Annotated in this window: 18 protein-coding genes; 14 read left to right on the forward strand and 4 right to left on the reverse strand. The window is 46.7% G+C overall.

The window, feature by feature from the left end; all coding sequences use genetic code 11:
• The first annotated feature begins 23 nt into the window (after positions 1–23).
• The 7 genes from GY843_RS13840 (at position 24) to GY843_RS13870 (ending at position 6,784) form a co-directional block, all read left to right on the forward strand.
• Positions 24–1,409 carry a sodium:alanine symporter family protein gene (locus GY843_RS13840; protein WP_297310521.1) on the forward strand — a complete coding sequence of 462 codons (1,386 nt, stop codon included), beginning with the start codon at positions 24–26 and terminating at the stop codon, positions 1,407–1,409.
• A 166-nt stretch (positions 1,410–1,575) separates the two neighbouring features.
• Positions 1,576–2,691, forward strand: coding sequence for a glycine cleavage system aminomethyltransferase GcvT (gene gcvT, locus GY843_RS13845; RefSeq protein ID WP_297310522.1), 1,116 nt, complete (start codon positions 1,576–1,578; stop codon positions 2,689–2,691).
• Positions 2,692–2,792: 101 nt separating this feature from the next.
• Positions 2,793–3,746, forward strand: a complete 954-nt coding sequence (lipA, locus tag GY843_RS13850) for a lipoyl synthase (protein ID WP_297310523.1) — start codon at positions 2,793–2,795, stop codon at positions 3,744–3,746.
• 20 nt (positions 3,747–3,766) lie between these two features.
• On the forward strand, positions 3,767–4,372 hold the full coding sequence (locus GY843_RS13855; protein WP_297310524.1) for a sarcosine oxidase subunit gamma family protein: 606 nt from the start codon (positions 3,767–3,769) through the stop codon (positions 4,370–4,372).
• Between the two features lie 13 nt (positions 4,373–4,385).
• Complete coding sequence (locus GY843_RS13860; RefSeq protein WP_297310525.1) at positions 4,386–5,321, forward strand: homoserine kinase; 936 nt, start codon at positions 4,386–4,388, stop codon at positions 5,319–5,321.
• A gap of 369 nt (positions 5,322–5,690) precedes the next feature.
• Entirely contained in the window at positions 5,691–5,969 is a 279-nt protein-coding gene (locus GY843_RS13865) for a hypothetical protein (protein ID WP_297310526.1), read from the forward strand.
• 167 nt (positions 5,970–6,136) lie between these two features.
• The gene (locus GY843_RS13870; protein ID WP_297310527.1) at positions 6,137–6,784 is read left to right on the forward strand and encodes a TatD family nuclease-associated radical SAM protein; all 648 of its coding nucleotides are present in this window, start codon (positions 6,137–6,139) and stop codon (positions 6,782–6,784) included.
• Between the two features lie 129 nt (positions 6,785–6,913).
• Here the strand turns inward: GY843_RS13870 and GY843_RS13875 are convergent, their stop codons facing one another.
• Entirely contained in the window at positions 6,914–10,261 is a 3,348-nt protein-coding gene (locus tag GY843_RS13875; protein WP_297310528.1) for a DUF2126 domain-containing protein, read from the reverse strand.
• 453 nt (positions 10,262–10,714) lie between these two features.
• Between GY843_RS13875 and GY843_RS13880 the strand changes: the two genes are divergently transcribed.
• From GY843_RS13880 to GY843_RS13895, 4 genes are all read left to right on the forward strand, one after another.
• Complete coding sequence (locus GY843_RS13880; protein WP_297310529.1) at positions 10,715–12,166, forward strand: circularly permuted type 2 ATP-grasp protein; 1,452 nt, start codon at positions 10,715–10,717, stop codon at positions 12,164–12,166.
• On the forward strand, positions 12,166–13,164 hold the full coding sequence (locus tag GY843_RS13885; RefSeq protein ID WP_297310530.1) for an alpha-E domain-containing protein: 999 nt from the start codon (positions 12,166–12,168) through the stop codon (positions 13,162–13,164). The genes GY843_RS13880 and GY843_RS13885 overlap by 1 nt, the downstream gene beginning before the upstream one ends.
• A gap of 114 nt (positions 13,165–13,278) precedes the next feature.
• Positions 13,279–15,852 carry a circularly permuted type 2 ATP-grasp protein gene (locus GY843_RS13890; protein WP_297310531.1) on the forward strand — a complete coding sequence of 858 codons (2,574 nt, stop codon included), beginning with the start codon at positions 13,279–13,281 and terminating at the stop codon, positions 15,850–15,852.
• Entirely contained in the window at positions 15,849–16,730 is an 882-nt protein-coding gene (locus GY843_RS13895) for a transglutaminase family protein (protein ID WP_297310532.1), read from the forward strand. The genes GY843_RS13890 and GY843_RS13895 overlap by 4 nt, the downstream gene beginning before the upstream one ends.
• 41 nt (positions 16,731–16,771) lie before the next feature.
• On the opposite strand, the gene GY843_RS13900 is transcribed toward GY843_RS13895, so the two are convergent.
• On the reverse strand, positions 16,772–18,634 hold the full coding sequence (locus GY843_RS13900; RefSeq protein ID WP_297310533.1) for an alkaline phosphatase D family protein: 1,863 nt from the start codon (positions 18,632–18,634) through the stop codon (positions 16,772–16,774).
• Between the two features lie 346 nt (positions 18,635–18,980).
• On the opposite strand from GY843_RS13900, the gene GY843_RS13905 reads away from it, so the two are divergent.
• Complete coding sequence (locus GY843_RS13905; RefSeq protein ID WP_297310534.1) at positions 18,981–20,906, forward strand: FAD-dependent monooxygenase; 1,926 nt, start codon at positions 18,981–18,983, stop codon at positions 20,904–20,906.
• A gap of 62 nt (positions 20,907–20,968) precedes the next feature.
• On the opposite strand, the gene GY843_RS13910 is transcribed toward GY843_RS13905, so the two are convergent.
• Positions 20,969–21,934 (reverse strand): DUF3179 domain-containing protein, encoded by a 966-nt coding sequence (locus tag GY843_RS13910; protein ID WP_297310535.1) that lies wholly within the window; start codon positions 21,932–21,934, stop codon positions 20,969–20,971.
• 119 nt (positions 21,935–22,053) lie between these two features.
• Here GY843_RS13910 and hisI point away from each other — a divergent pair, with 119 nt between their 5' ends.
• Both hisI and purU read left to right on the forward strand, forming a co-directional pair.
• Positions 22,054–22,473 (forward strand): phosphoribosyl-AMP cyclohydrolase, encoded by a 420-nt coding sequence (gene hisI, locus GY843_RS13915; RefSeq protein ID WP_297310536.1) that lies wholly within the window; start codon positions 22,054–22,056, stop codon positions 22,471–22,473.
• Between the two features lie 147 nt (positions 22,474–22,620).
• Positions 22,621–23,478 carry a formyltetrahydrofolate deformylase gene (gene purU / locus GY843_RS13920; RefSeq protein WP_297310537.1) on the forward strand — a complete coding sequence of 286 codons (858 nt, stop codon included), beginning with the start codon at positions 22,621–22,623 and terminating at the stop codon, positions 23,476–23,478.
• Between the two features lie 63 nt (positions 23,479–23,541).
• On the opposite strand, the gene GY843_RS13925 is transcribed toward purU, so the two are convergent.
• Positions 23,542–24,180, reverse strand: a complete 639-nt coding sequence (locus GY843_RS13925; RefSeq protein ID WP_297310538.1) for a glutathione S-transferase family protein — start codon at positions 24,178–24,180, stop codon at positions 23,542–23,544.
• Between the last annotated feature and the right edge of the window lie 55 nt (positions 24,181–24,235).

A 24,235-nucleotide genomic window follows, 5' to 3' on the forward strand; every position in this document is an offset into this window, starting at 1 on the left:
ACAACCCTTGATGGAGTCGGTTTATGGAAACATTAACCTCTATAATTGGCGCAATTAACGGAGTCGTATGGGGCCCGTTGATGCTCGTTCTTATTCTCGGTGTAGGTCTATTCCTAATGCTGGGATTACGTCTAATGCCTCTTTTAAAATTAGGCACAGGCTTTAAGCTTCTGTTCGAAGGCCGTAACACCAGGAAGGGTGAAGAAAAAGATGGTGAGATCTCACCATTCCAGGCTTTGATGACAGCTCTCTCCGCTACCGTAGGTACAGGTAACATCGCTGGTGTTGCAACCGCTGTATTCCTGGGTGGCCCCGGTGCCCTATTCTGGATGTGGTGTACCGCTCTGGTAGGTATGGCTACCAAATTCTCCGAAGCCGTTCTGGCAGTTAAATACCGTGAAGTTGATGAAGAAGGTAACCACGTTGGTGGTCCGATGTATTACATCAAAAACGGTCTGGGTGCTAAATGGGCATGGCTGGGCACCGCCTTTGCGATCTTTGGCGCAATCGCTGCGTTCGGTATCGGCAACACGGTACAGTCCAACTCTGTTGCCGATGTGCTTCACTCCAATTTTGGTCTGGATGTATGGGTAACCGGCCTGATCCTGATGGTTCTGGTTGGCGCAGTACTGATTGGAGGTATTAAACGTATCGGTGCTGTTGCCGGTTCTCTTGTTCCTCTGATGGCTATTGCTTATTTGGGTGCAGGTCTGGTCGTACTGGCTATTAATGCTGACGCAATCCCAGCAGCACTTGATCTAGTCTTCACACACGCCTTCTCTCCTGCTGCCGCTGAAGGTGGTTTCGCAGGCGCTGCTGTATGGGCGGCTATCCGCTTTGGTGTAGCACGTGGCGTATTCTCCAACGAAGCAGGTCTGGGTTCTGCACCAATCGCTCACGCAGCATCGCAGACTAAGAACCCTGTTCGTCAGGGCCTGATCGCTATGTTGGGTACATTCATCGATACCATCATTATCTGTTCTATCACAGGTCTGGTAATCATTACTTCCGGTGCTTGGACATCAGGTGAGTCCGGTGCAGCGCTAACTTCTGCGGCATTCGCTCAAGCTCTGCCTGGTGTAGGTAACTATCTGGTTGCTATCTCACTTGCGGTCTTCGCCTTCACAACCATCATCGGTTGGTCTTTCTACGGCGAACGTTGCGTTGAGTTCCTGTTAGGTGTCAAAGCGATCAAACCTTACCGTCTGCTTTGGATCGTTGCTGTGCCTGTTGGCGCAACGACAGGTCTGGATTTCATCTGGCTTGTTGCAGATACCCTGAATGCAATGATGGCTATTCCTAACCTGATTGCTCTGGCTCTGCTTAGCCCTGTTGTATTCCGTCTGACTAAAGAGTACTTCGCTCGTAACGGTGGTCCGGCAGAAACAACAACTAATCAGGAAGCTTAAACGCTTCCCCCTGCTGTCGTGCCATCACGGCTGGTCCGACAGCTCTCTACTCCCATACTGTTTTTCGAAAAGGTTCCGGCTGCACCCTGAGCTTTTTCCACAAACTGTATTTTGAACAACAACGCCATCAGCAATGGCGCAAGAAATAAGAATAATGGAGAAAACGATGTCAGAACTGAGCAAAACACCTCTATTCGATCTGCATGTGGAACTGGGTGGCAAGATGGTCCCATTCGCAGGGTTTGAAATGCCGGTTCAGTATCCGTTGGGTGTAAAGAAAGAGCACCTGCATACACGCGATCAGGCTGGCCTGTTTGATGTATCCCACATGGGCCAGGTAATTCTGCGCGGCGAGAACGCAGCAGCAGAACTGGAGAAACTGGTACCAGTAGACATTATCGATCTACCAGCAGGAAAACAGCGCTACGCCCTATTCACTAATGAAGACGGCGGAATTATGGATGACCTGATGGTTACTAACTACGGCGATCATCTGTACGTGGTGGTTAACGCAGCATGTAAAGAGCAGGACATCGCGCATATGCGTGCCAATCTGGGTGAAGGCGTTGAACTGGAAGTCTTGGAAGATCGTGCACTAGTTGCACTGCAGGGACCAACAGCCGCACAGGCACTTTCCCGTATCTGCCCAGAAGTAAATGAGCTGGTATTTATGGATTCCCGTCACATCACAATCGACGGTGTTGATTGTTTCGTAAGCCGTTCTGGTTACACAGGTGAAGATGGCTATGAGATCTCTATCCCTGCAGCCGAAGCAGAGCGTCTGTGTCGTTTGTTCCTGGAACAGCCAGAAGTGGAATTTATCGGCCTGGGTGCGCGTGACTCTCTACGCCTTGAATCAGGTCTGTGTCTGTATGGTCACGATCTGGACCAGAGCACGACACCTATTGAAAGTAGCCTGATCTGGGCAATCAGTAAGAACCGTCGCGCTGATGGTGAACGTGCCGGTGGTTTCCCTGGCGCGGAAAAGATTCTTGATCAGATCGCTAACAAGAACTACGAGCGTAAACGTGTAGGTCTTCTTGCGTCCGGCAAAGCACCAATCCGAGAAGGTGCAGAACTGGTTAATGCCGATGGTGTAAAAGTCGGCACTGTTACCAGCGGCAGCTTCGGTCCAACCGTAGGCAAACCTGTGGCAATGGGTTATGTGGAAACTGAGTACTCCGCTCTGGAAACTGAGTTGTTTGCACTGGTTCGTGGCAAACAGATGCCAATGGTTGTTTCCCGCGCTCCATTTATTGAGCAGCGTTACTACCGCGGTTAACTCTTAATTATTTACGAATTGTCTCTACGTCGATAAGGCAGTTGGAGACCGTTTCTATCAGTAGGATCAACGGTCTCCCTTTTTAACTTGAGGTACGGATTATGGAACTGATTCCACTTACTCCACTAAAAGAACTCAAAGGTGAATCAAAGATGTCCCGGTTACGGCATAAGCCAGACCCGGAACGTGAACGCCTGCGTAAACCGGAATGGATCCGTATCGATGCTCGCTCAAACGCCAATGTTAAGAAGGTTAAACAGCAGCTACGTGATCTGAAACTACATACAGTGTGTGAAGAAGCTTCCTGCCCTAACCTAGCAGAATGTTTCAGCCACAAAACAGCAACACTGATGATCATGGGTGCAATCTGCACTCGCCGTTGTCCGTTCTGTGACGTAGCTCACGGTCGCCCGATGCCTTTAGACCCAGATGAACCAAAGAATGTGGCCTCTACCATCAAAAAACTGGGGCTTAAGTATGTGGTCATCACCTCGGTAGATCGTGATGACCTGCGTGATGGTGGCGCTTCCCATTTTGCCGAAGTTGTAAAAGAAGCACGTCTGATCAGCGATTCGTTAAAAGTTGAGATTCTGGTTCCGGATTTCCGAGGAAAAATGGACCCGGCACTGGAAGCACTTTCACAACAGATTCCCGATGTGTTGAACCACAATCTGGAAACTGTACCGCGTCTATATGAAAGCGTGCGTCCTGGGGCGGATTACCACTGGTCTTTGAACCTTCTCTATCAGTTCAAACGACTGCATCCTGGGGTTGATACTAAATCTGGCCTGATGGTTGGTTTAGGTGAGACCAAAGAAGAGATCATTGAGGTAATGAAAGACCTCCAGGCTAACGGCGTTGATATGCTGACCATCGGTCAGTATCTGCAACCAAGTAAACATCACCTGGCAGTTGAACGCTATGTAACGCCGGAAGAGTTTAAAGAGTACGAAGAGATCGGCTACGAACTCGGTTTTAAGAATGTAGCCAGCGGCCCGATGGTTCGCTCTTCATACCACGCTGACCTGCAAGCCAAAAATCTGGCAAGTAATTAATCTGTAATGGAGTTGACGTTATGACGATTGAGCAGCACACCCTACAGACAAACGACTTTGAGAATTACGGCACATTGGTACATCTGAATGTGCAGGCGGCGGTCGATAACGATCGCCGTATCAACAGTATTATCGTACGAGAACGTCCTTTCATCGGTGATCTGGCTCTGGATGCGGAGCCAGATAAACAGTTGCTGATAGCACTGGGTGAAGTGATGAGCGTTTCTCAACCACTGACGGTAAACCGCATTTCCTGCATGGGGCGATTGGCGATCCTATGGGTTAATGAGAACAGCTGGTTGGTATTGCCCGCAGCGGGAGCACATGAATCAGTGACTCAGGCACTGTATGAAACTTTCGGTAGCGACCTTACTTTAGATGAGCCCGAATCAGGACAGCTATCGGCGCAGCTAACACCTGCAGCAATTAACTATCTGCTCAGCAGTTCCAACACCCGTCGGTTCAGTGAATTGAACGTATCGGAAGAGGTCCTTTCTAAAGGAGTAAATATCCTGACACTAAAAGAGACGCAGGATTACGACATTCTAGTACGCAAAAGCTGTGCAGAAAGCCTGTGGGAATGGCTGCAACAGAACACTCAATCTCAACACTCTTTAAAGCATTAAGGAACCCTAAGCGATGTCGGTTTATACCTCAGTTAGTTTTTCTGAACTGGAAACATACCTGCAGCATTACTCTGTAGGTAATCTGGTCAGATTTGAGGGAATCTCTGCTGGGGTAGAGAACAGCAATTTTTTTGTCTATACCGACACAGGCAAATTTGTACTGACTCTGGTTGAGTCTGTTGAAGAAGAGAAACTACCGTTTATTCTTAATCTGGTTGATCACCTGGCAGCAAATGACCTGCCCTGCGCCCAACCGATCCATCTAAATGATGGACAACTATTTGGCCTACTTAACCAGAAGCCAGCTGTTTTGATGAACTGCCTGGAAGGAGAACCACTCGGAACACCAAATAAAAATCAGGCTGCAGTTATTGGCCAGACACTGGCACAATTCCACCATCTCTCTTCCTCGATGGAGATGGAGCACTATACCCATATTCCGCAGTGGTGTTCTGAACTCGCAGCCAGGCTATTCCCCAAACTCTGCAAAGAGAAGCAAACACTACTCCAACACGCGCTAATGGAAGCCGGTGATATCGACTGGACTACGCTCCCCAGTGGACCAGTCCATGCAGACCTGTTCCCAGATAATGCCATGTTCGTTGAAGATAAGTTGTCCGGCTTGATCGACTTTTACCATGCCTGCAGCACACCCTACTTATATGACTTGAGCGTTACCCTTAACGCATGGTGTTTTGAAGAACAAACATCCGAGTTTGATAACCAGAAAGCGCAAACACTCCTCAGCCACTATCAGGAGATCCGCCCTTTAGATCCGATGGAAGCCGATCTATTGCCAGTAATGATGCGTACGGCTGCATTGCGCTTCTGGTTATCACGTTTACGGGATTTTCATTTTCCAGCCACCGGTGAACAGGTAACTCAAAAGAACCCTGTCGGCAAAGAAAACCTGCTTAAGGCCTTACAAAACATAGAGTTAATTAAATAGTTACGCACTAAAACAATGCATAATCAGCTCTAAATAAAAATAAGTAATTTCCCTAAAAGAAATTAATATAAAGAAAAAATTACTCTAATTTTCATGCACCAAATTGGACTTGCTGTTCTGCATCACAGCTACAGCCCTGATGAATTCTAGATTTACCTACTTGAACCGTTCTCAATTTTCGCTAATGCAACATGAATAAAATTTCATGAGTGATTGTTCATAGTGAATTTTTATCGTTCTTTCGTATTAGATAAACGTTCAACACTCTCCTACACTCATCTCTACCGGTGAAGATAGCGCACCGGAAATGCCAGCACACGCAAGAAAACATAAAGATAAAAATAAGCCTAAATGGCACGAGGAAGAGAGATGTTAACGTACGAAGAATGCTTAGAGCTAAGTGATCTTACAGCAGACGAAGTTGACGCAATTGCCGAACATGAACACATGGACCCAATGATAGCAATGGCCTTGGGTCACTATATGATCACCCATGAGGGCGAACAGAAGATTAAAAAGATCATCATGGATGATATTGAGAAAGCGCAGCGTGATCGAAACTACGCCCACGCTGAAATGTTGCAGAAAGTTCTCCAGCACTTTATTGCAACACACCCTGAACATAATACCCGTCGAGCTGCTGCTTAAGTTCATAGCCTTAACAGCAGTGAGGTAACCGTCCCCCCCTTCAATACCGGTAGCGGGTGCGTTTGCACCCCAAGCCGGTGTGTTTTTTGATAGCCATCAACTTCTGTACAGCCGATTGATGCTAGACTTCTAGCAAATTCTGTATCCCACTTGATTTAAGTTTATTCATGCCCGGCATTCGCCCAAATCCAGCTAAACGAGCTGTTCCAAAGGATCATCAAGATAGCTATATCTATCAGATCCGTAACAGCCTCTATATTAACCTGACAGATCGCTGCACTCTTGCCTGCCAGTTCTGTCCGAAACATAACGGCTCAACTGAAGTTAAGGGACATGAACTGTTTCTTAGTAAAAGACCCGAACCTAAGCAGATCATTCAGGAAATTGGCGATCCTACCTGCTACGATGAGATTGTCTTCTGCGGTTATGGCGAACCTACTATCCGCCTGAAAGCACTGTTAGAGATCGCTAGTTGGGTAAAACAACAAGGTGGTAAAACCCGTATCAATACAGATGGCCTGGGCAGTCTCTTCCACAAGCGAGATATAGTGCCTGAACTGGCTGAATGTATTGACGCTCTCTCCGTATCCCTGAATGCTCAAAACGAAGAGGTATACCAGCGACACTGCTTACCAAGTCTGCCGAACTCTTACGAAGCGGTGAAAGCGTTTATCAGTAGCGCCAGTAAGATGATTCCAGAAGTACATGTCTCAGCTATCAATGGCCTTGAGGATGTAGATGTAATTCAGTGCAAGGAGATTACTGAGCAGTGTGGTGCAACTTTCCGCCAAAGGGAGTTGGATGTAGTCGGTTAATCTACGCTTTAATTTGCTCAGCATAGATATCACTACATAGATAGCACTGCACAGCGGGGCTCATCACTCATTCAACAAACCTTAAACTCGTGATTTGCCCCACTATTCCATTATGCGTTAGGTGAATGGCTAGTTTTGTTGCGGAACATTTCTAAGATCCAGTGTATACGGATATTCATTAGAGAAAACCTCATCACACAACGGAGCAGGTTTAGCTGGCCTATCATCTGGTGAGAACTCCCTAATCACCCGAGCACCGGTAGTCGCATCAAAGTCTCCAGGCGTATGCCCGAATTCATCGTAACGCGATACTCTGCGTGCTTCCGCTTCATGGCTATTCACTGGATAGGTATCATAACTACGTCCACCCTGATGGCTGACATGGTAGGTGCAGCCTCCAATGCTCTGCCCGTTCCAGGTATCGACTAAATCAAAGGTCAGAGGCGTATGTATTCCTATCGTTGGATGCAGCGCTGAAGGAGGCTGCCATGCCCGGTACCGGACACCCGCAACATATTCACCATTACGCCCTGTTTTACGCAGTGGGATTCGGTGACCGTTACATGTCACCATATAACGACCTTCATCCAGCCCGGTAAGCTTAATCTGCAAACGTTCTACAGAAGAATCCACATACCGCGAAGTACCAAAGCTACCAATCTCTTCACCCAGTACATGCCAGGGTTCAATAGCCCAGCGCAGTTCCATATTCACATTATCGATCTGAACACGGCCATAATGCGGATAGCGGAACTCCTCAAAAGGCGCCAACCAGTCTAACTGGAAAGGAATACCATGTTCCTGAAGGTCCTTCACGACAGTTTTAAGATCCGCCCAGGCATAATGGGGCAGCATAAATTTATCGTGTAGTTCGGTTCCCCAGCGGGCCAAAGGTTTTTGGTAAGGCTCATCCCAGAAACGAGCGATCAAACTACGAATAAGCAGTGCCTGTACCAACGCCATACGCGAGTGTGGCGGCATTTCAAAACCACGGAATTCAAGCAACCCCTGGCGCCCACTCGCACTACCCGGCGCATAGAGTTTATCAATACAGAACTCAGCTCGATGTGTATTGCCTGTCATATCAACCAACAGGTTTCGAAGAATCCGATCAACCAACCAGGGTTGATCGATAATCCCCTCAGGCATCTGCTTAAAGGCAATTTCGAGTTCATAAAGCATCTCATCTCGAGCTTCATCAACTCGTGGGGCCTGACTGGTTGGGCCAATAAACATACCGGAGAATACATACGACAAACCTGGATGATGTTGCCAGTAAGTTATCAGGCTACGTAACAGATCAGGGCGGCGCAGGAGAGGACTGTCAGCCGGAGTATTTGCACCGATAGTTATATGATTGCCCCCACCCGTGCCAGTATGACGGCCGTCCAACATAAATTTTTCTGTTCCAAGACGACATTCGTGGGCAGATTGGTAAAGACGAGTGGTGTTATCCACCAGCTCACTCCAACTCTCAGAAGGGTGTATATTTACCTCAATTACCCCAGGATCTGGTGTTACCAGTAATTTTTTAAGTCTGCTGTCTTTAGGTGGCTCGTACCCTTCCAACACTACCGGCATATCAAGATCTGCAGCAGTTTTTTCGATCGTGGCAATCAGTTGTAAGAAATGCTCGAGATAAGTGATGGGCGGCAGGAACAGATACAATTTACCATCACGAGGTTCAACACAGAGAGCAGTACGAATGACTTCTGCTCGATGGCTACTCATCTCATCCGATGGTTTCATTTCACTGAGCTGATCTGTTGCCTCAGTGAAATAGTCCGGTTTTGGTAATGGCCGGGAAAACTCAAACGGGTCGGCTTCTACCTGTGGTTCACGTTCCTCAGGAACCTGATAAGGTAGCGAATCAAGCGGCAGACGGAAACCCATAGGCGAGTCCCCCGGGATCAGCACCACCTGCTCACGCTTCATAGGCCACGGAGAGGAATACCACTCAGAGCAGCCAAAATCCCACGCAAGAGGCAGAATAAATCCACTCGCACTGGTAAGACCACGTTGCAGCAGTTTAGCTATTCGCTTGCGCTCCAGATCGCTATCCAGATCCGCCTTTAAAGGATCGACATTGCCGGGCAGGCTCTGTTCCTTCCAGAGAAAATACAGGGCATCTTCATAGGCAGGCAGTACAAATTCTTCATCAAGCTGAAGGTTCTTACTTAGCTGAGTAATGAACTTTTCTGCATCATCAAGGCCGTGTCCATAATCTTTATCTACCCTCGCCAACAACGAAGGCTTATTCCAAAGAGGTTCGCCATCTTCACGCCAGAAGCAACCAAGTGCCCAACGGGGAATCTCTTCCCCCGGGTACCACTTACCCTGACCATAATGCAGTAATCCACCTGGGGCATATTCTTCTCTAAGACGAAGCAGAAGATCCTTAGCCAGCTTTAACTTATCTGCCCCCAGAGCTTCAGTGTTCCACTGCTCTGATTCCATATCATCAACCGAGACAAAGGTGGGTTCCCCCCCCATAGTCAGGCGGACATCCTGCTCACTCAACTTCTGATCCACAGCATCACCCAGTTGCATAATCTCTTGCCATTGCTGATCACTGTAGGGCTTGGTCACCCGCGGATCTTCATGGATACGAGTGACTTTATTTTCGTGCTCAAATTCGACTTCGCATGGGCTGGTAGCGCCTGTGACCGGGGCTGCAGATACAGGGTCAGGAGTACAAGCAAGGGGAATATGGCCTTCACCAGCAAACAAACCGGATGTTGGATCAAGACCAATCCAACCGGCCCCAGGGATATAAACCTCACACCAGGCGTGTAGGTCAGTAAAGTCCTCTTCTGCACCTACAGGTCCCTCAAGAGGCTTCACATCGGGCTTTAACTGGACCAGATAACCTGATGTAAAACGGGCAGCCAGCCCTAGTTTTCGTAGAATCTGCACCAGCAACCAGGCAGTATCTCGACAGGAACCCTTTTTGATAGATAAGGTTTTCTCACAGGTTTGAACACCAGGCTCCATGCGGATGCCGTACTCAATCTGCTTTTCCAGCTTTTGGTTTAGCTCGACAAGAAAGTCATTAATGGGCCTTGGTTTCTTGTCGATCTTACCTAACCACTTTTTCAGCAAGGGGCCTTGTTCTGTACACTTGAGATAAGGCAGTAATTCTTTTTTAAGCTGAGCATCATATTTAAATGGGAATTTCTCAGCGTATTCCTCAACAAAGAAATCGAAAGGGTTTATCACAGTCATATCTGCAATCACTTCGACTTCGATACTAAGTTCATCTGTTTTCTCAGGGAAAACGAGTCTAGCCTGATAATTACCAAACGGGTCCTGCTGCCAGTTCAGGAAGTGCTTCTCAGGCGTTATTTTCAGTGAGTATCCATGAATATGGGTACGAGAATGCGGCGCTGGCCTTAAACGCAAAACATGCGGGAAAAGGCTCGTTCTGCGATCAAACTTATATTTGGTCTTATGATTTAAGGCTACCCTTATTGCCATTCCTTATGCTCCTAAGCTGTGCGCAGAGATTGTCGGGTTAGAATTCCTGAACTAAAAAAAATGAACCAATGACTGAATTGAACCCACCTTGGCTATTTTTTAATCGATCAGATAAATCTGTTTATCCCATTGTGATCAGAGTTAAAGCTCTTTTTTGTTGCGCTTTATCTAAAGACAGCAAGCTTTAAGCCAATTCATATTCCCCTGCTATATCCCTAGCAAATAAGAACCAGACTTAAATGCCATAGCTACAGGGCACCAGAGCAGACTAAGCCCACCTTTTTCATTTAATGGCCTGATATTTGCTGAGGTCTATATAAGTCAAAAATGAATAGAAACAACGGTCAAAAAATGGCCATGAGCACCAAGGTATGGCGGTCGTAGAGCCTTGAGTGCACTTGCTGCACCGCAATAGTGCGCATGTAAAAGGTCAGATCTTAGGAAGTAATGGGTATGAAGAATATTTGGGATGGGTATGAGGCGGAAGCGCATTTCGATGAGCTGATATCTGCAAAAGGGGATGCTCGTCAAGCCGCAGAAAAATTGGTTCGACATGTCTCTGAAATGGAACAGGGGGAACTGGATAAACGCCGCCAAATGGCAGAAGCGACTATTCAGGAGATGGGGATTTCATTCACGGTTTACACCGAAGAAGGCAATATCGACAGGGCCTGGCCATTCGATATTATCCCCCGAACAATTCCTTCTGATGAATGGAAACAGGCAGAGAAAGGCCTTAAGCAAAGGCTGCGCGCGCTGAATATGTTTATAGATGATCTCTACCACGATCAAAACATTATTCGCGATGGCGTTGTCCCTGAACATGTGATCAAAGAATCACCCAACTATCTACCCGAGTGCAAAGGCGTAAGCCCAGCTTATGGCGTGTGGGCGCATATCTGTGGTACTGACCTGGTCAGAGATGGAAATGGCAAATTCTTTGTTCTCGAGGACAACCTACGCGTACCGTCTGGCGTATCTTATATGCTCGAAAACCGAGCGATCACCAAGCGGGTATTACCGGAGATATTTGAAAAAGAGAATATCCTGCCACTGGATGATTACTGCGCGCAGCTTTTCGATATGCTGGCTTCTCTCTCCCCTCGAAAAGTCGAAGAGCCGGAGATAGTGGTCTTAACCCCTGGTATTTTTAACTCGGCTTATTTTGAACATGCGTTTCTAGCCCAGCAGATGGGAGCCGAGCTTGTAGAAGGCAGCGACCTGTTTGTAGAAGATGATTGCGTCTACATGAAGACAATAGCAGGTCCGGAACGCGTGGATGTCATCTACCGTAGAATTGATGACGCATTTATCGATCCGGAGGTTTTCCGAGAAGATTCTGCTTTAGGTGTTCCCGGCCTGATAGGTGCGTGGAAAAAAGGCAATGTTGCTATCGCTAATGCACCAGGCGCCGGTGTTGCTGATGATAAGGTTGTTTATGCCTATGTCCCAGAAATCATCAAATATTATCTGAATGAGGAACCGATTCTTTCCAATGTGGACACTTATCTGTGTGAAGTTCCTGAGCAAAGAGAATACGTGCTAGCCAATCTGGATAAACTGGTTGTAAAACCTGCCAATGAATCTGGTGGTTATGGGATGTTAGTGGGACCGCATTCAACCAAAAAGGATCAGGCAAAATTTGCTCAACTCATTCAGGAAAACCCTCGAAATTATATCGCCCAACCCACGCTAAACCTGTCTACAGCCCCAACATTGATCGGGCCACAAAACCTTGAACCCCGACATCTGGATCTGCGTCCTTTTATTCTTCAAGGCAAAGACTCTTATGTAACAACCGGCGGATTAACCCGCGTCGCAATGAAAAAAGGCTCACTGGTGGTGAACTCATCACAGGGTGGCGGAAGTAAAGACACCTGGATCGTAGATACGGAGGCTGAATAATGATGTTATCTCGCGTAGCTGAAAGAATTTACTGGGGCGCTCGATATCTGGAGCGAGTCGAGAATATTGCTCGTTTAGTCAGTGTCTATGACAACCTACTTTTCGATCTGCCGAAAAAAACCAATATCAGTTGGTACAACCTGATCCGCATAAACAGTAATGCTGAAACCTTTAGCGAACGTTATAAGGTCCAGAATGAACACAACGTGGTTAAGTTTCTGTTAGCAGATGATACGAACCCTGGTTCACTACTCTCTTCGCTTAAACAAGTGAAAGAGAACATCCGAACCACAAGGGATGTTGTACCGCAGGATACTTGGGAACAGATTAATGAGCTGGACCTATATGCACGAAATCACATTCAACAAGGCATCAGTCGTACCAACAGGCACCAGTTCCTGAACACTATTATTCAGCGTTGCCAGGAGATTACCGGCCTGTTTGAAGGTGCTATGAGTCGCGATGCAACATGGCAGTTTGTCGTGCTGGGTAGAAATATCGAGCGGGCAGATATGACCACACGCATTCTCGATGCTGGCGCGTCAATCATGCTGCAGCCTGACGAAAGCATACAGGCCAATCTGGCCCAAGTTGTTTGGGGTAACGTACTACGTTCTGTAAGCGGTTATATGAACTATCGCCGTGGAGTAAGGACAGCCGTACAATCGAAAAAAGTTGCCCGGTTCCTCCTTGAGGATCCCCACTTCCCTCGAACACTGAGGTTCTGCATCGAAGAGATGAGTACCGCTGCTGAAAAACTTCCTAGATCAACCAATGTTTTACGTGGCATCGAAACGGTCAAACAACTCCACTACCCGTTGGATAATGGGGAACAGTTGAACGAGTCATTCCGGGATTACCTAAATGATCTACAGATCTGTGTTTCTGAACTTCATAACGATTTCAGTGACAATTGGTTTGCATTCAACCCGAGCGTTTCTGCTGCTGCACTAACCACAGGTAAAGTCAGCGATATCCAGATGGCACGACAGGGATAGAATAAATGCCCAAAGCCGCATTTAAGCGGCTTTTTTTATTCATATGCCTGTAGCTGTATAGAAGGCAGACTTTCTTTAAACAGCCGCTATAATGTGCGCAATCCAAGTCAGCTAATGAGTCCGTCAGTGCAAAATCAATCACAAACCATAGTGGAAGAGCAATCGAGCGGCTATTCAGTCCCCGATGGCCACTATAACGAGGCGTTTGATCTCAATCAGCCACGTTCGCATTGGCAGTATCTGCTCGACAGCATTCAAGCGTTGGGCAATGACGGCCTTCAGGATCGTTACAAAAAAGCAGCTCGAATTCTGCGTGATGATGGCGCCACATATAATCTGGCCAGCAGCCCGTTAGAAAGAAAGACCTGGGAACTAGATCCTATCCCGATGCTCATCCCCAGTGAAGAATGGGGAATCATCGAAGCAGGTCTGACAGAGCGCGCTGAACTACTGAATCTCATTCTTAAAGATATCTACGGCCCAAGGGAGCTGATTCGTCAGTCGATCATTCCGCCAGAAATAATCTATAACCACCCTGGTTTTTTACGTCAGTGCCAAGGGATAACCCTACCCGGTGAACATCAGTTAACGCTGCATGCTGCTGATATGGTGCGTGACTCAGATGGCCGGATAGTGATTATTGGTGATCGTACTCAATCCCCTAGCGGGGCTGGTTATGCGTTGGAAAACCGTACGGTACTGTCACGTGTTCTACCCAGTCTGTTTCGTGATAGTCAGGTACACCGGCTATCGCTGTTTTTTCAATCTCTGAGAAATACGCTTTCCTCGTTAGCAGAGGATAAAACAGACGACCCTTTAATCGTTATTCTTACACCAGGCGCATACAGCGAAACCTACTTCGAACACACATATCTATCAAACTACCTTGGTTATCCCCTTGTACAGGGTAGCGACCTTATCGTGCGAGATGGCTCGGTGTGGCTTAAATCCCTGAATGGTTTAAGCAAAGTGGACGTCATTCTTAGGCGTGTTGACGATATCTACTGCGACCCGGTTGAGCTGAAATCCGATTCATATTTGGGGATACCTGGCCTAGTCGAAGTGATCCGTGCTGGCAATGTAGTAGTCAGTAATCCTCTCGGATCCGGTATTCTGGAAACGCCAGCGTTGCTGAAATATATGCCTCAGATAAGCCAGCATTTCCTTGGCAGAGAGCTAAAACTTCCATCAGTCTCTACCTGGTGGTGTGGTGATAAAGATGATCTTAGTTTTATTAAGGCAAATCTTGATTCATTAATCATCAAACCCGCTATGCGTCAGCAAGATAATCCAAGTGTTTACGGACATCTGCTGACAGAGGAAAGTAAAGCTGAAGTGTTGGCGCGTATTGAGGCAACCCCGCATGATTTTGTAGCTCAAAGCTATGTTGCGCCTTCCTATCTTCCTGCATGGCAGGATAAAGAGATCATCACCCGCCCATCCATCTTCAGAAGCTTTACGGTATCCAATCAGGTCGCTAACCAAAGCACCTATACCGTAATGGCAGGCGGCCTTACCCGAGTTGGTTTAAGTCAACAGGATACCGTTGTCACCAACCAGGCGGGATCACAAAGCAAAGACACCTGGATCCAGGCATCCGAGCCAGAAAAACAAACCTCATTAATTGAGGAGCACACTGGAATTACCGATTTGGCACATGAAACAAACCTGCCAAGTCGAGTGATTGAGAATCTTTTCTGGATGGGACGCTACGCAGAAAGAGCTGAGTCCAACATGCGTCTGATGCGTACTGTATTTATGCAGATGAATGGTATTGATCCGCTACCGGAACAATCCAAAAACATACTGCTTAAAGCGTTATCACAGCAGACCAATTGCCTACCGGGCTTTATGGACGAAGCAAAACTGAATAATCCCGATCAGGAACTGATCGATATTATTCTGGATAACAATAACTCAAACAGTATTCGATCAAGTCTACTTGCACTCTTAACCTGCTCCGAAGAGGTTAAAGAGATGCTCTCGGCAGATACTCACAGGATCATCAATGACCTGAGAGATAACCTGTTTGAGTTGGAACGCTCCTATATCAGCGGGCTTCCTTCTGCACCTGAAGAATCCCTTGATCCACTAGTAACAACTCTGCTTGCTATGTCTGGCCTAAGCCATGAAAGCATGCTTCAGGGTGTGGGCTGGAAATTTCAGGAGATCGGTCGACGTAGCGAACGCGTTCTGCAAACAGCCCGCTTATTGCAGTTATTACTAACAACAGCGCTACCCCGCTCTCAACAACAGCAGATGCTGGAAACAGTGCTGTTGAGCGTGGAAGCACTGATCACCTTTAGAAGACGCTACAGAACCCATACCGATGTTGCACATGGTCTGGAACTATTGATGCTGGATGAAACCAACCCTCGTTCCATCCTTTATCAATTACAACGCTTGAAAACACATTTCTCAGATCTGCCACAACCGGATTCACTCAAACCAGGGTTGAGCCCGGGTGAAAAACTACTGATCAAATCGCTGAATGATATCCAACTAGCGGATCTGGAAGAGCTGGCCAAATATGACGCCGACACTCAATCTCGCATGCAGCTCCACAAGTTGCTCGATGAAGTGATCGCTCATGTGGAAGAGTTCTCTTCCGTGCTCAGCGATCAATACTTTGACCACCAGTCAGGCCCTCAGCAGCTGGCAGAAACTCAAGGGATTGTATTTCTATGATCTACCGAATCAGACATATCACAGAATACCTTTATCACAGCCCTGTTTCTCTCTGCTATAACCAGGCTCACCTGCTACCGCGCAGCACGGATTACCAGAACTGCCAGAAAATGCAGGTCAATATCACGCCTAAGCCAAGCTACTTTTCACAGCGAGAAGATTATTTTGGCAATAACTATTTCTATTTCTCTCTGCAAAATCATCACAAGAAACTGGTTATCGATGTCACCACTGAAATTGATACCCAATCGGAACGTGCTTCTGTGGATCTGGATCTCGGTAATACCTGTTCTCAAGCGAGACAGCTTTTAGAGCAATCGGATACTGCAGAAGTTATAGAAGCAAAAGAGTTCCTGCTCGACTCACCGATGATTAAAGTTAGCACTGAACTCAGAGAGTATGCCGCCGAACTATTTGACGACAACCGCCCACTGCTGTCTGCAGTACGCGAGTTAACCAGTAAAATCTTTAACGAATTCAAATACGACCCTAACTCCACAACTGTAGCTACGCCCCTGCATGAAGCTTTAGAGAAAAAAAGCGGCGTTTGTCAGGACTTCGCCCATGTAGCTATCGGCTGTTTAAGAGCAATGGGTTACCCGGCTCGATATGTCAGCGGTTACCTGGAAACGTTACCGCCGCCAGGAGAAGAAAAACTGATCGGAGCTGATGCGTCGCATGCATGGTTTGCAGTTTACTCCCCTGGTGAAGGCTGGTTCGAGTTTGATCCGACCAACGATAACATTCCAGCAGACCAACACATCACCACGGCCTGGGGACGGGACTACTCAGATGTCACACCACTACGTGGGGTAATATTCGACGGAGGCAATAGCCAGGAGTTAAATGTCTCTGTGGATGTGCAACGGCTTGCATAGGTTTACATGTAAGCTCGACAACTTCGACGAAATACACTATCTCACCTATTTCGTCCCTTTCCTCGATGAGGGAAAACCACCTCACCGCCATCGACGGGCAGAATACTGATCTGCTCTGGCTCACCTTGATCATTAAGTAGAACCTTACCAAGCGCACTTCGATTATAGACACGCTGCTCGGGGTGCCCCTGAGGTATGCGTGAACGGATCTGCATACGGCGACGTTTAGTAAACCAGTTTAGTGGGGAGCGACTACCGTAGAGCCAGCGATTAAGGCGATCAAATAGGCGCAGCAGCTTATGCGGGAATTCGTTTTTAAATCCGCTACAGGTCACCTGCCAGATATCCGGGCTGTTCTTGCGGAAACGAATTTTAATATCGTATGCAAATGAGTAGTGCACATCACCGGAGAGAATCACAAAATTTTGCGGTGTTTTAGGATGACGGAAGATATTCAGAATCACATTGGCCGATCCTTCGTGGGCCATCCAGTTTTCTGCATCCACCATAAGCGACTGCCCAAAGAATGTGAAGATCCGCTGTACGGTTTCAATCAGCTTCATACCAAATATTGGAGCCGGAGATACCAGAATCACTGAAGGTTCCCCCATTAACTCCTGCTGAAGTTCCGACAGGGCTTCCCAATCCATCAAACCTGATGGTTTAGCCATACTGCTCTCAGACCACCAGCGTTTAGTTCGTGTATCCAGCACCACCAGCTTAGGAGATGTGGGCAAACTATAGCTCCAGGACTCAAACTCAAGAATCTGTGTAACCAGATCTTTACGCTGCGGATTAGTATCCAACGTATCAGAGTTTTCCAGCTGTTTATTCCATTGCTCCGGGAACTTCTCTGGCGCATTACCCCAGCCCTGACAGAGCCAGTAGCCGATCAAAGCGTTGCCCAGAATCCGACGGGAGAATGGATGCCCATAGGCTGCTTCTTCCCAACCTCGGGTCAGGTTCCAGTCATCAGTCACATCATGATCATCAAAGATCATATATACAGGAAGATGGGCTAAAGCACGTTGCACCTTATCCAAACCCGCCGCAAAGTTTTCTACCTGTTTTTGCTCATCCAGATAGAGATCGGTGTACTTGTTATCTACATCGGAGATGCCTAAACGAATAAATGACCACAACTGCGGTGACCACACCAACAGATACATAGCGATCACTTCTGACAACGTGATCAGATGATTGTGCGCAGTATCCGCTGTAAAGATCGGCTTGCGTGCTCCACCAAAGAAGCGATCTTTTAACTCTTGATTAGCCTCAGTATGCGGTAGAAGTTCTTCTCGCTGATAGTAACAATATTGACTCTGATAAAGCTGCTCACTGTTGCTGACCGTCGCGCCTTCAATTATCTCTGGAGCTAAACCAAGCAACTTAATGACCTGATGAATTGCAGAAAGCGTTGGCCCTGCAACATCATCAGCATAGATCTGATCCCCTGACATCATTAACAAAGCGGGACGCTTGGCCACATTATGCTGAGACTCAGATAAAACCTCATCAACTCGAAGTAAAGCATCATCAGAATCATAATGGGGTTTACGGCAGGAACCATGCAGGATCTGATCGATTTTAGTTTTAAGGACAAAACCCGGACGGGATTCTCCATCGTAAAGAAGATGAGGTAACAACTCCCCTAAATTTTTGGTTTCGCTATCTACCGTACAATGCAGGTCATAACCAAGCCACTCGTTAACGGGCAACTCGGATTCAGGTCGGTAATTGATTAGATGAATATAAGCATGTTCACCAACCTGAACCGATTGAGTCATTTCAGCACACTCAATCTCTGTCTGGCGCTCATCCCCTTGATACAGACTAAGTGTCGCCTGCAAAGGCTCACGAGTGACCAACCATAACACCATATGGTCTGGTTCTAACCTGCGCATGATTGGGCCAGCAATAATATAAGGAAGTGATTCGTGTGCCATATAAAAGAGGTGCCATCTATAAAACTTATATAAGCCATAGTCTAGCGAGGCTGATTACCTGTAATCAAACCCTTTAACCGTTATTAACAATCGATTACCCATATACGCCAACTGATCCACTTATCTATCATGTTCAAAAGCAGAAGCCAAAGGCTCCTTCATCGCTAAAAGTCCCTATTTTTAGGTGACAAACCCTCTCAAGCCATTCACCTAACCTTTACTCCATCAGCACACGCAGTACGCGGTAAGTGCAAAACCAACAATAACAACGTTAGGCCCTGCGATAGGCTAAGAGGATTATGTAATGCAATATCATCTCAATGGATTCAAACCAGGTAACTATCAGATTCCAGACTCCGTGCGTGAACCGGCCTCACCACCCCCTATTGTCGAAATGCCAAAAGAAGTCGATGTTTTGATTGTTGGCTGCGGCCCTGCTGGACTCGCGTTGGCAAGGCAGCTATCCGAGTTCGCAGATATAACCACCTGCATCGTTGAACAAAAATCTGGTCCTCTTCTTTTTGGGCAAGCTGATGGAATAAGCTGCCGCACAATGGAGATCATGAAAGCTTTCAATAGCAGTGAACTTGTTAAGGAAACTTACCAACTTCATCAGAATGCTTTCTGGGAGCCAGATACGGAACATCCTGAAAATATCAAACGCACACATAAAGTAGCTGACGCTAGGCTTGGCCTGTCCGAGTTTACTCACGGTGTGGTTAATCAGGCTCGTTTACATGACCTTTTGCTTGAAGGCATGGAAAGTTCTGTAGCCCACTTGATTCCTCACTATAACCGCCGGTTACTTGAGTTAGATGTTGACGCAAACCTGACTCAGGACCTAAACGCTTATCCAATATCGGCAACATTCGAGAGAAACGACGCAACCCAATCAGCCAAAGTCGAAACAGTTCGCGCCAAATATGTGGTCGGTTGCGATGGCGCCAGAAGCGCAGTACGTAGGAACCTATCCATAAATCTGGAAGGTGATTCGGCCAATAAAGCCTGGGGGGTTATGGATGTCCTGCTTGTAACAGATTTCCCAGATATACGAGTAAAGAGCTTTATCCAATCTAAAGACAACGGTGCTGTAATGCTGGTCCCCCGAGAAGGTGGTTATCTGGTGAGGCTCTATGTGGAACTTGATCTGTTAGATAAAGACCAAAGAGCATCGAATCTTGATCTTAGCGTCGAAGATATTATCGCTAAGGCTCAATTGATCATGAACCCTTACAAACTTGATGTGAAGGAAGTTGCTTGGTGGTCAATCTATGAAGTTGGCCAACGTGTGGCGGATCGTTTTGATGATAGGCCTCTGGATAATGCAGAAAACCTGATCCCACGTGCATTTGTTGCCGGTGATGCCTGCCATACACATAGCCCTAAGGGTGGCTGGGGCTTGAATACATCCCTGCCAGACACCTTCAATCTGGGTTGGAAGCTAGCTGCTGTATTACAAGGCAAAGCGCAACCTGAATTGCTACAAACTTATACAACAGAACGCCGAAAAGTAGCCCACATGCTGATCAACGCAGATAGGGAGATGTCAGCATTAGTGGCGACTCGCCCTTCAGCGAAGAACGGTCATTCTCAGAGCAAAACGGACACCGCAGATATTGAGAAGTTCATTGCGCGTCAGAATGGTTTTATTGCTGGCACATCTATCCAGTACGACCCTTCATACCTCTGCACCGGCCAGGAAAACCAGCACTTAGCCGATGGTTTCAAAATCGGGCAGCGATTCCATTCTGCTGAAGCGGCTCGTATATCAGATGGTAGACCACAACATTTAGGGCATTTGAACAAAGCTGATGGCCGCTGGCGTATTTTCGTATTTGGCAGTGAGCAAAACCCTGTAGATCCAACTTCAGACTCAAGCAAACTTATTAATTTTTTAGCTTGTTCTGCGGATTCACCCGTAAATAAATACACCCCATCAGGTTCAGATATCGACTCGGTCATTGATGTTTATGCGGTGTTCCAACAACAAGGAATTTCCATTGAAGAGATGCCTGATTACTTATGGCCCGCCAAAGGTAAATATGGTCTGAGAGATTACGAAAAAGTATTCTGCTCTATAAAAGAGCGGGATATTTTTGAGCAACGCGAAATCAACCGCGCTCAGGGTTGTATGGTCGTGGTTAGACCTGATCAGCATATCGCCACGATCTTACCTCTAGATGCTTATCAGGAATTAAGCGAGTTCTTTGGCAAATTTATGATCGAGTGAGGCTGCATCTAAACCTGGAGCGCTATCAATAATAGTAATTTGGATAGCGCTCACTTTTGTTATTATTCCAGCAACTCGGCTGAGAAGACTGATGTTTTCGGATGGAAAGTAAACCAGGCAAACCAGAAGGCGTTCACCGCTGGTTTAGATTGTTGGTTCGGGGATAGAAAAACCTCCCCCGTTCTGTTCTTAGCGTTAAACCGCAAGAGCAACTCTTCGCCATTAAATTGATCCTGTAACTCATTGCCTGATAGTTTCGCAAGCTCAGCAAAAGGATAGGCTTTGAACTTTCCATTTACCTCTATTCCCAATACCCGCTCTTTGGGATGATACTGACGGCTCAGGAATTCGACAGGGAAATAAAGGGCTGGGCTCTGATCATAATCACCATAAGGGCTAGTGGAATAATCACGAGAGTAACCAGCGTTGCGGCTTAGTACCTCGCCTTTTGGGTAGCGTTGTTTCCAATCACCCCAGCGCATCTGGTTAAGGGTTAGCTGCGTAAGTTTGTTTCCAGCTAAAGGTCCGCTCACCGCTTGGCTCATAATCTGCGACCAGAGCGAATCCGTCTGGCGGTCATAAAGCAAAACATCGCTGTTATAGAGTAAGCCTGAAACACCAAACTCTAAAACCCGCCCCCCTATTGCAGAAGAAAAAGCCATTCCGGTTCCACATAAGGGGCAGTAGCTGATCACAACAGATTGATTACCTAAACGATCATTAACAATCTCATGCCAGTTAAGAATAGCGATAGGATAAGCTCTGGAGATTCCATTTAGTTCAAGACTAAGCACCATATCCGTATCAGACAGCCAGTTACTCTTATCTATAGTGACAAATTCCGGCTTATCAATTGAGGGAATGCCATCCCTGGCGGGACCTCCCGGTAGTATCTTTTCCTGCGAGATCTGACTATTCGTCAGATCAAAGCCATTATTCTCTTCGGCAAGCAGCTCACAGCTTTTCAGACACAATAGCGTCACGAAAACAGCGATAAGAAAAGCTAATAAACTTACCCTTGAGATCATCAGGTTCTCCAAATTAAGCGGATATTGCTTATTTGAGTGTGGAGAGCGGTAATAATTCAAAATGATTTTACTGGCGTGATATGATGCGCGCAGATTTCACCGACAATAGATACACACTGATGAAAAACAATTTTTACTACGATCTGGAATCCGCTGAATTAGGCACTTCAACTGATCTGTCCGCCGCGCTGGATAACCTGAGATATAACGAAGATGGTCTGATCCCTGCTATTGCACAACAGAATGATACCGGCGAAGTTCTGATGATGGCCTGGATGAACCGCGCATCTATTGAAGAGACACTGAAGACTGGCCAGGTTTGTTACTGGTCTCGCTCTCGCCAGACATACTGGCGTAAAGGTGAAAGCTCAGGTCATGTACAGAAACTGGTGGAGATGCGTATTGATTGTGACGGCGATACCCTGCTCTGCCTGGTTAACCAGAAAGGTCCTGCTTGTCATACTGAACGCTCTAACTGTTTCTTCCACTCAGTAAAAGATGACAAGATAGAAATTATCGCTGAGCCTTGCTGTAAATAAAGCTCCCGCCTAAGAAAGATCAGCTCTCACTCCTACTGTAGGGGAGCTGATTACTCCTTCACGTCAGCCTCCGTTCTTATGCCTCAATGTTAGGGCCTGTTAACAGATCGTCTACACTTAATGATTATCTGATAACAGGAGAGTGAAATGGCCGACAGCTCATGGATACTCACGGCAAGCTGCCCCAGCCAACTGGGTACTGTCGATGCAGTGACTGGTTTTCTCTACCAGAATGAACACTATATAGAAGAACTTCACTCCTTTGATGATAAGCAAAGTAAACATTTTTTTATCCGGGCGTGTTTCAGCACCAATAGCCACTTTGATCAGAATACATTCCGTCAGCGCTTCTCTCCTAGAGCCGAAAAGTTTGAAATGCAATGGGAGTTACAACCGAGTGATCACAAGCCCAGAGTTGTAATTCTGGTATCTAAATTTGATCACTGTCTCAATGACCTGCTCTACAAAAACAAGATTGGGCAGTTAAACATCGATATACCCGCAATTATCTCTAATCATCCCGACCTGAAAGCTCTGGCCGACTGGCATCAGATCCCTTATTACCACCTTCCTATCACGCCACAAAGCAAACCACAGCAGGAACAGCAACTCTGGCAAATAATTCGGGACTCCAAAGCAGATCTCGTTGTCTTAGCCCGATATATGCAAGTGCTTTCTGATGAACTCAGCCAAAAGCTGGAAGGCTGGGCGATAAATATCCATCATTCACTTCTTCCGGGCTTTAAAGGGGCAAAACCCTATCACCAGGCTTATGAAAAAGGTGTAAAAACGGTGGGGGCTACCGCACACTATATCAATGCAGATCTCGACGAGGGTCCTATCATTGCACAAGGCATAGAACCTGTTGACCATACCTACTATCCGGAAGATCTTATCGCTAAAGGAAGGGATATTGAGCGCATTACACTCTCCCGAGCCGTGAAATACCATATTGAGAAACGGGTCTTTCTCAATGGTAACAGGACAGTGGTTTTTAAAGAGTAGAGGTAATATACAAACTTAGAGACTGTACAGCAGTCAGCAAGACCGCTGTACTGAGCTCAGCCCTTACTTAAGAATATCCTTAGCAAAATCCTGCTGACGAATAGTCTGGATATAGTTCAGTACATTTTCGTGCTTGGCCACCAGCGGTTTACCTACCTCTGCACCTTCGATGTAATCGATAATTGGGATCAAAATTAGATCCGCAGCTGTGAGTTCGTTACCACAAATATATGGGTTATCTGCCAGCTGATCGGCAACCACTGATAGTGCATTTTGGATGCCAGGAATGCCTGCTTCTACTTTATCCATTCTTACCGTTCCGTTTTCACCTTTCGGAAAAATGAACTCTAGAAGTACTTTACGCACAATTTCAAAATCGACATAGATTCCGCTGATACCACTCCACGCTTCAACCTGAGCTTGGGCATAAGGGTCTGTTGGATATAGCTTAGTGCCACCGTATTCATTTTCGAGGTAATGCAGAATCGCAACGGTTTCTGGGATAGGCCCTTTCTCAGTAAGAAGCACTGGAAATTTGGTATAGGGATGAATCGCTTTATGGCCCGGGGTATGAAAACCTACCTCTTCCCCATCCACTTGTGTAGTTACCTCGTAAGGCAATCCTTTAAGCTCGCAAGCCATCATTACACTGCGCACAAATGTACTAAAAGATGGTCCATAAATTCGGATTGGTGCAGTCATGTTTAACTCCTGTTATTCAATTCGGTTAAGCCATTCACTTAACTACCTGAACTCC

It is taken from the genome of Neptuniibacter sp. (assembly GCF_024231755.1).
Lineage (GTDB): Bacteria > Pseudomonadota > Gammaproteobacteria > Pseudomonadales > Balneatricaceae > Neptuniibacter.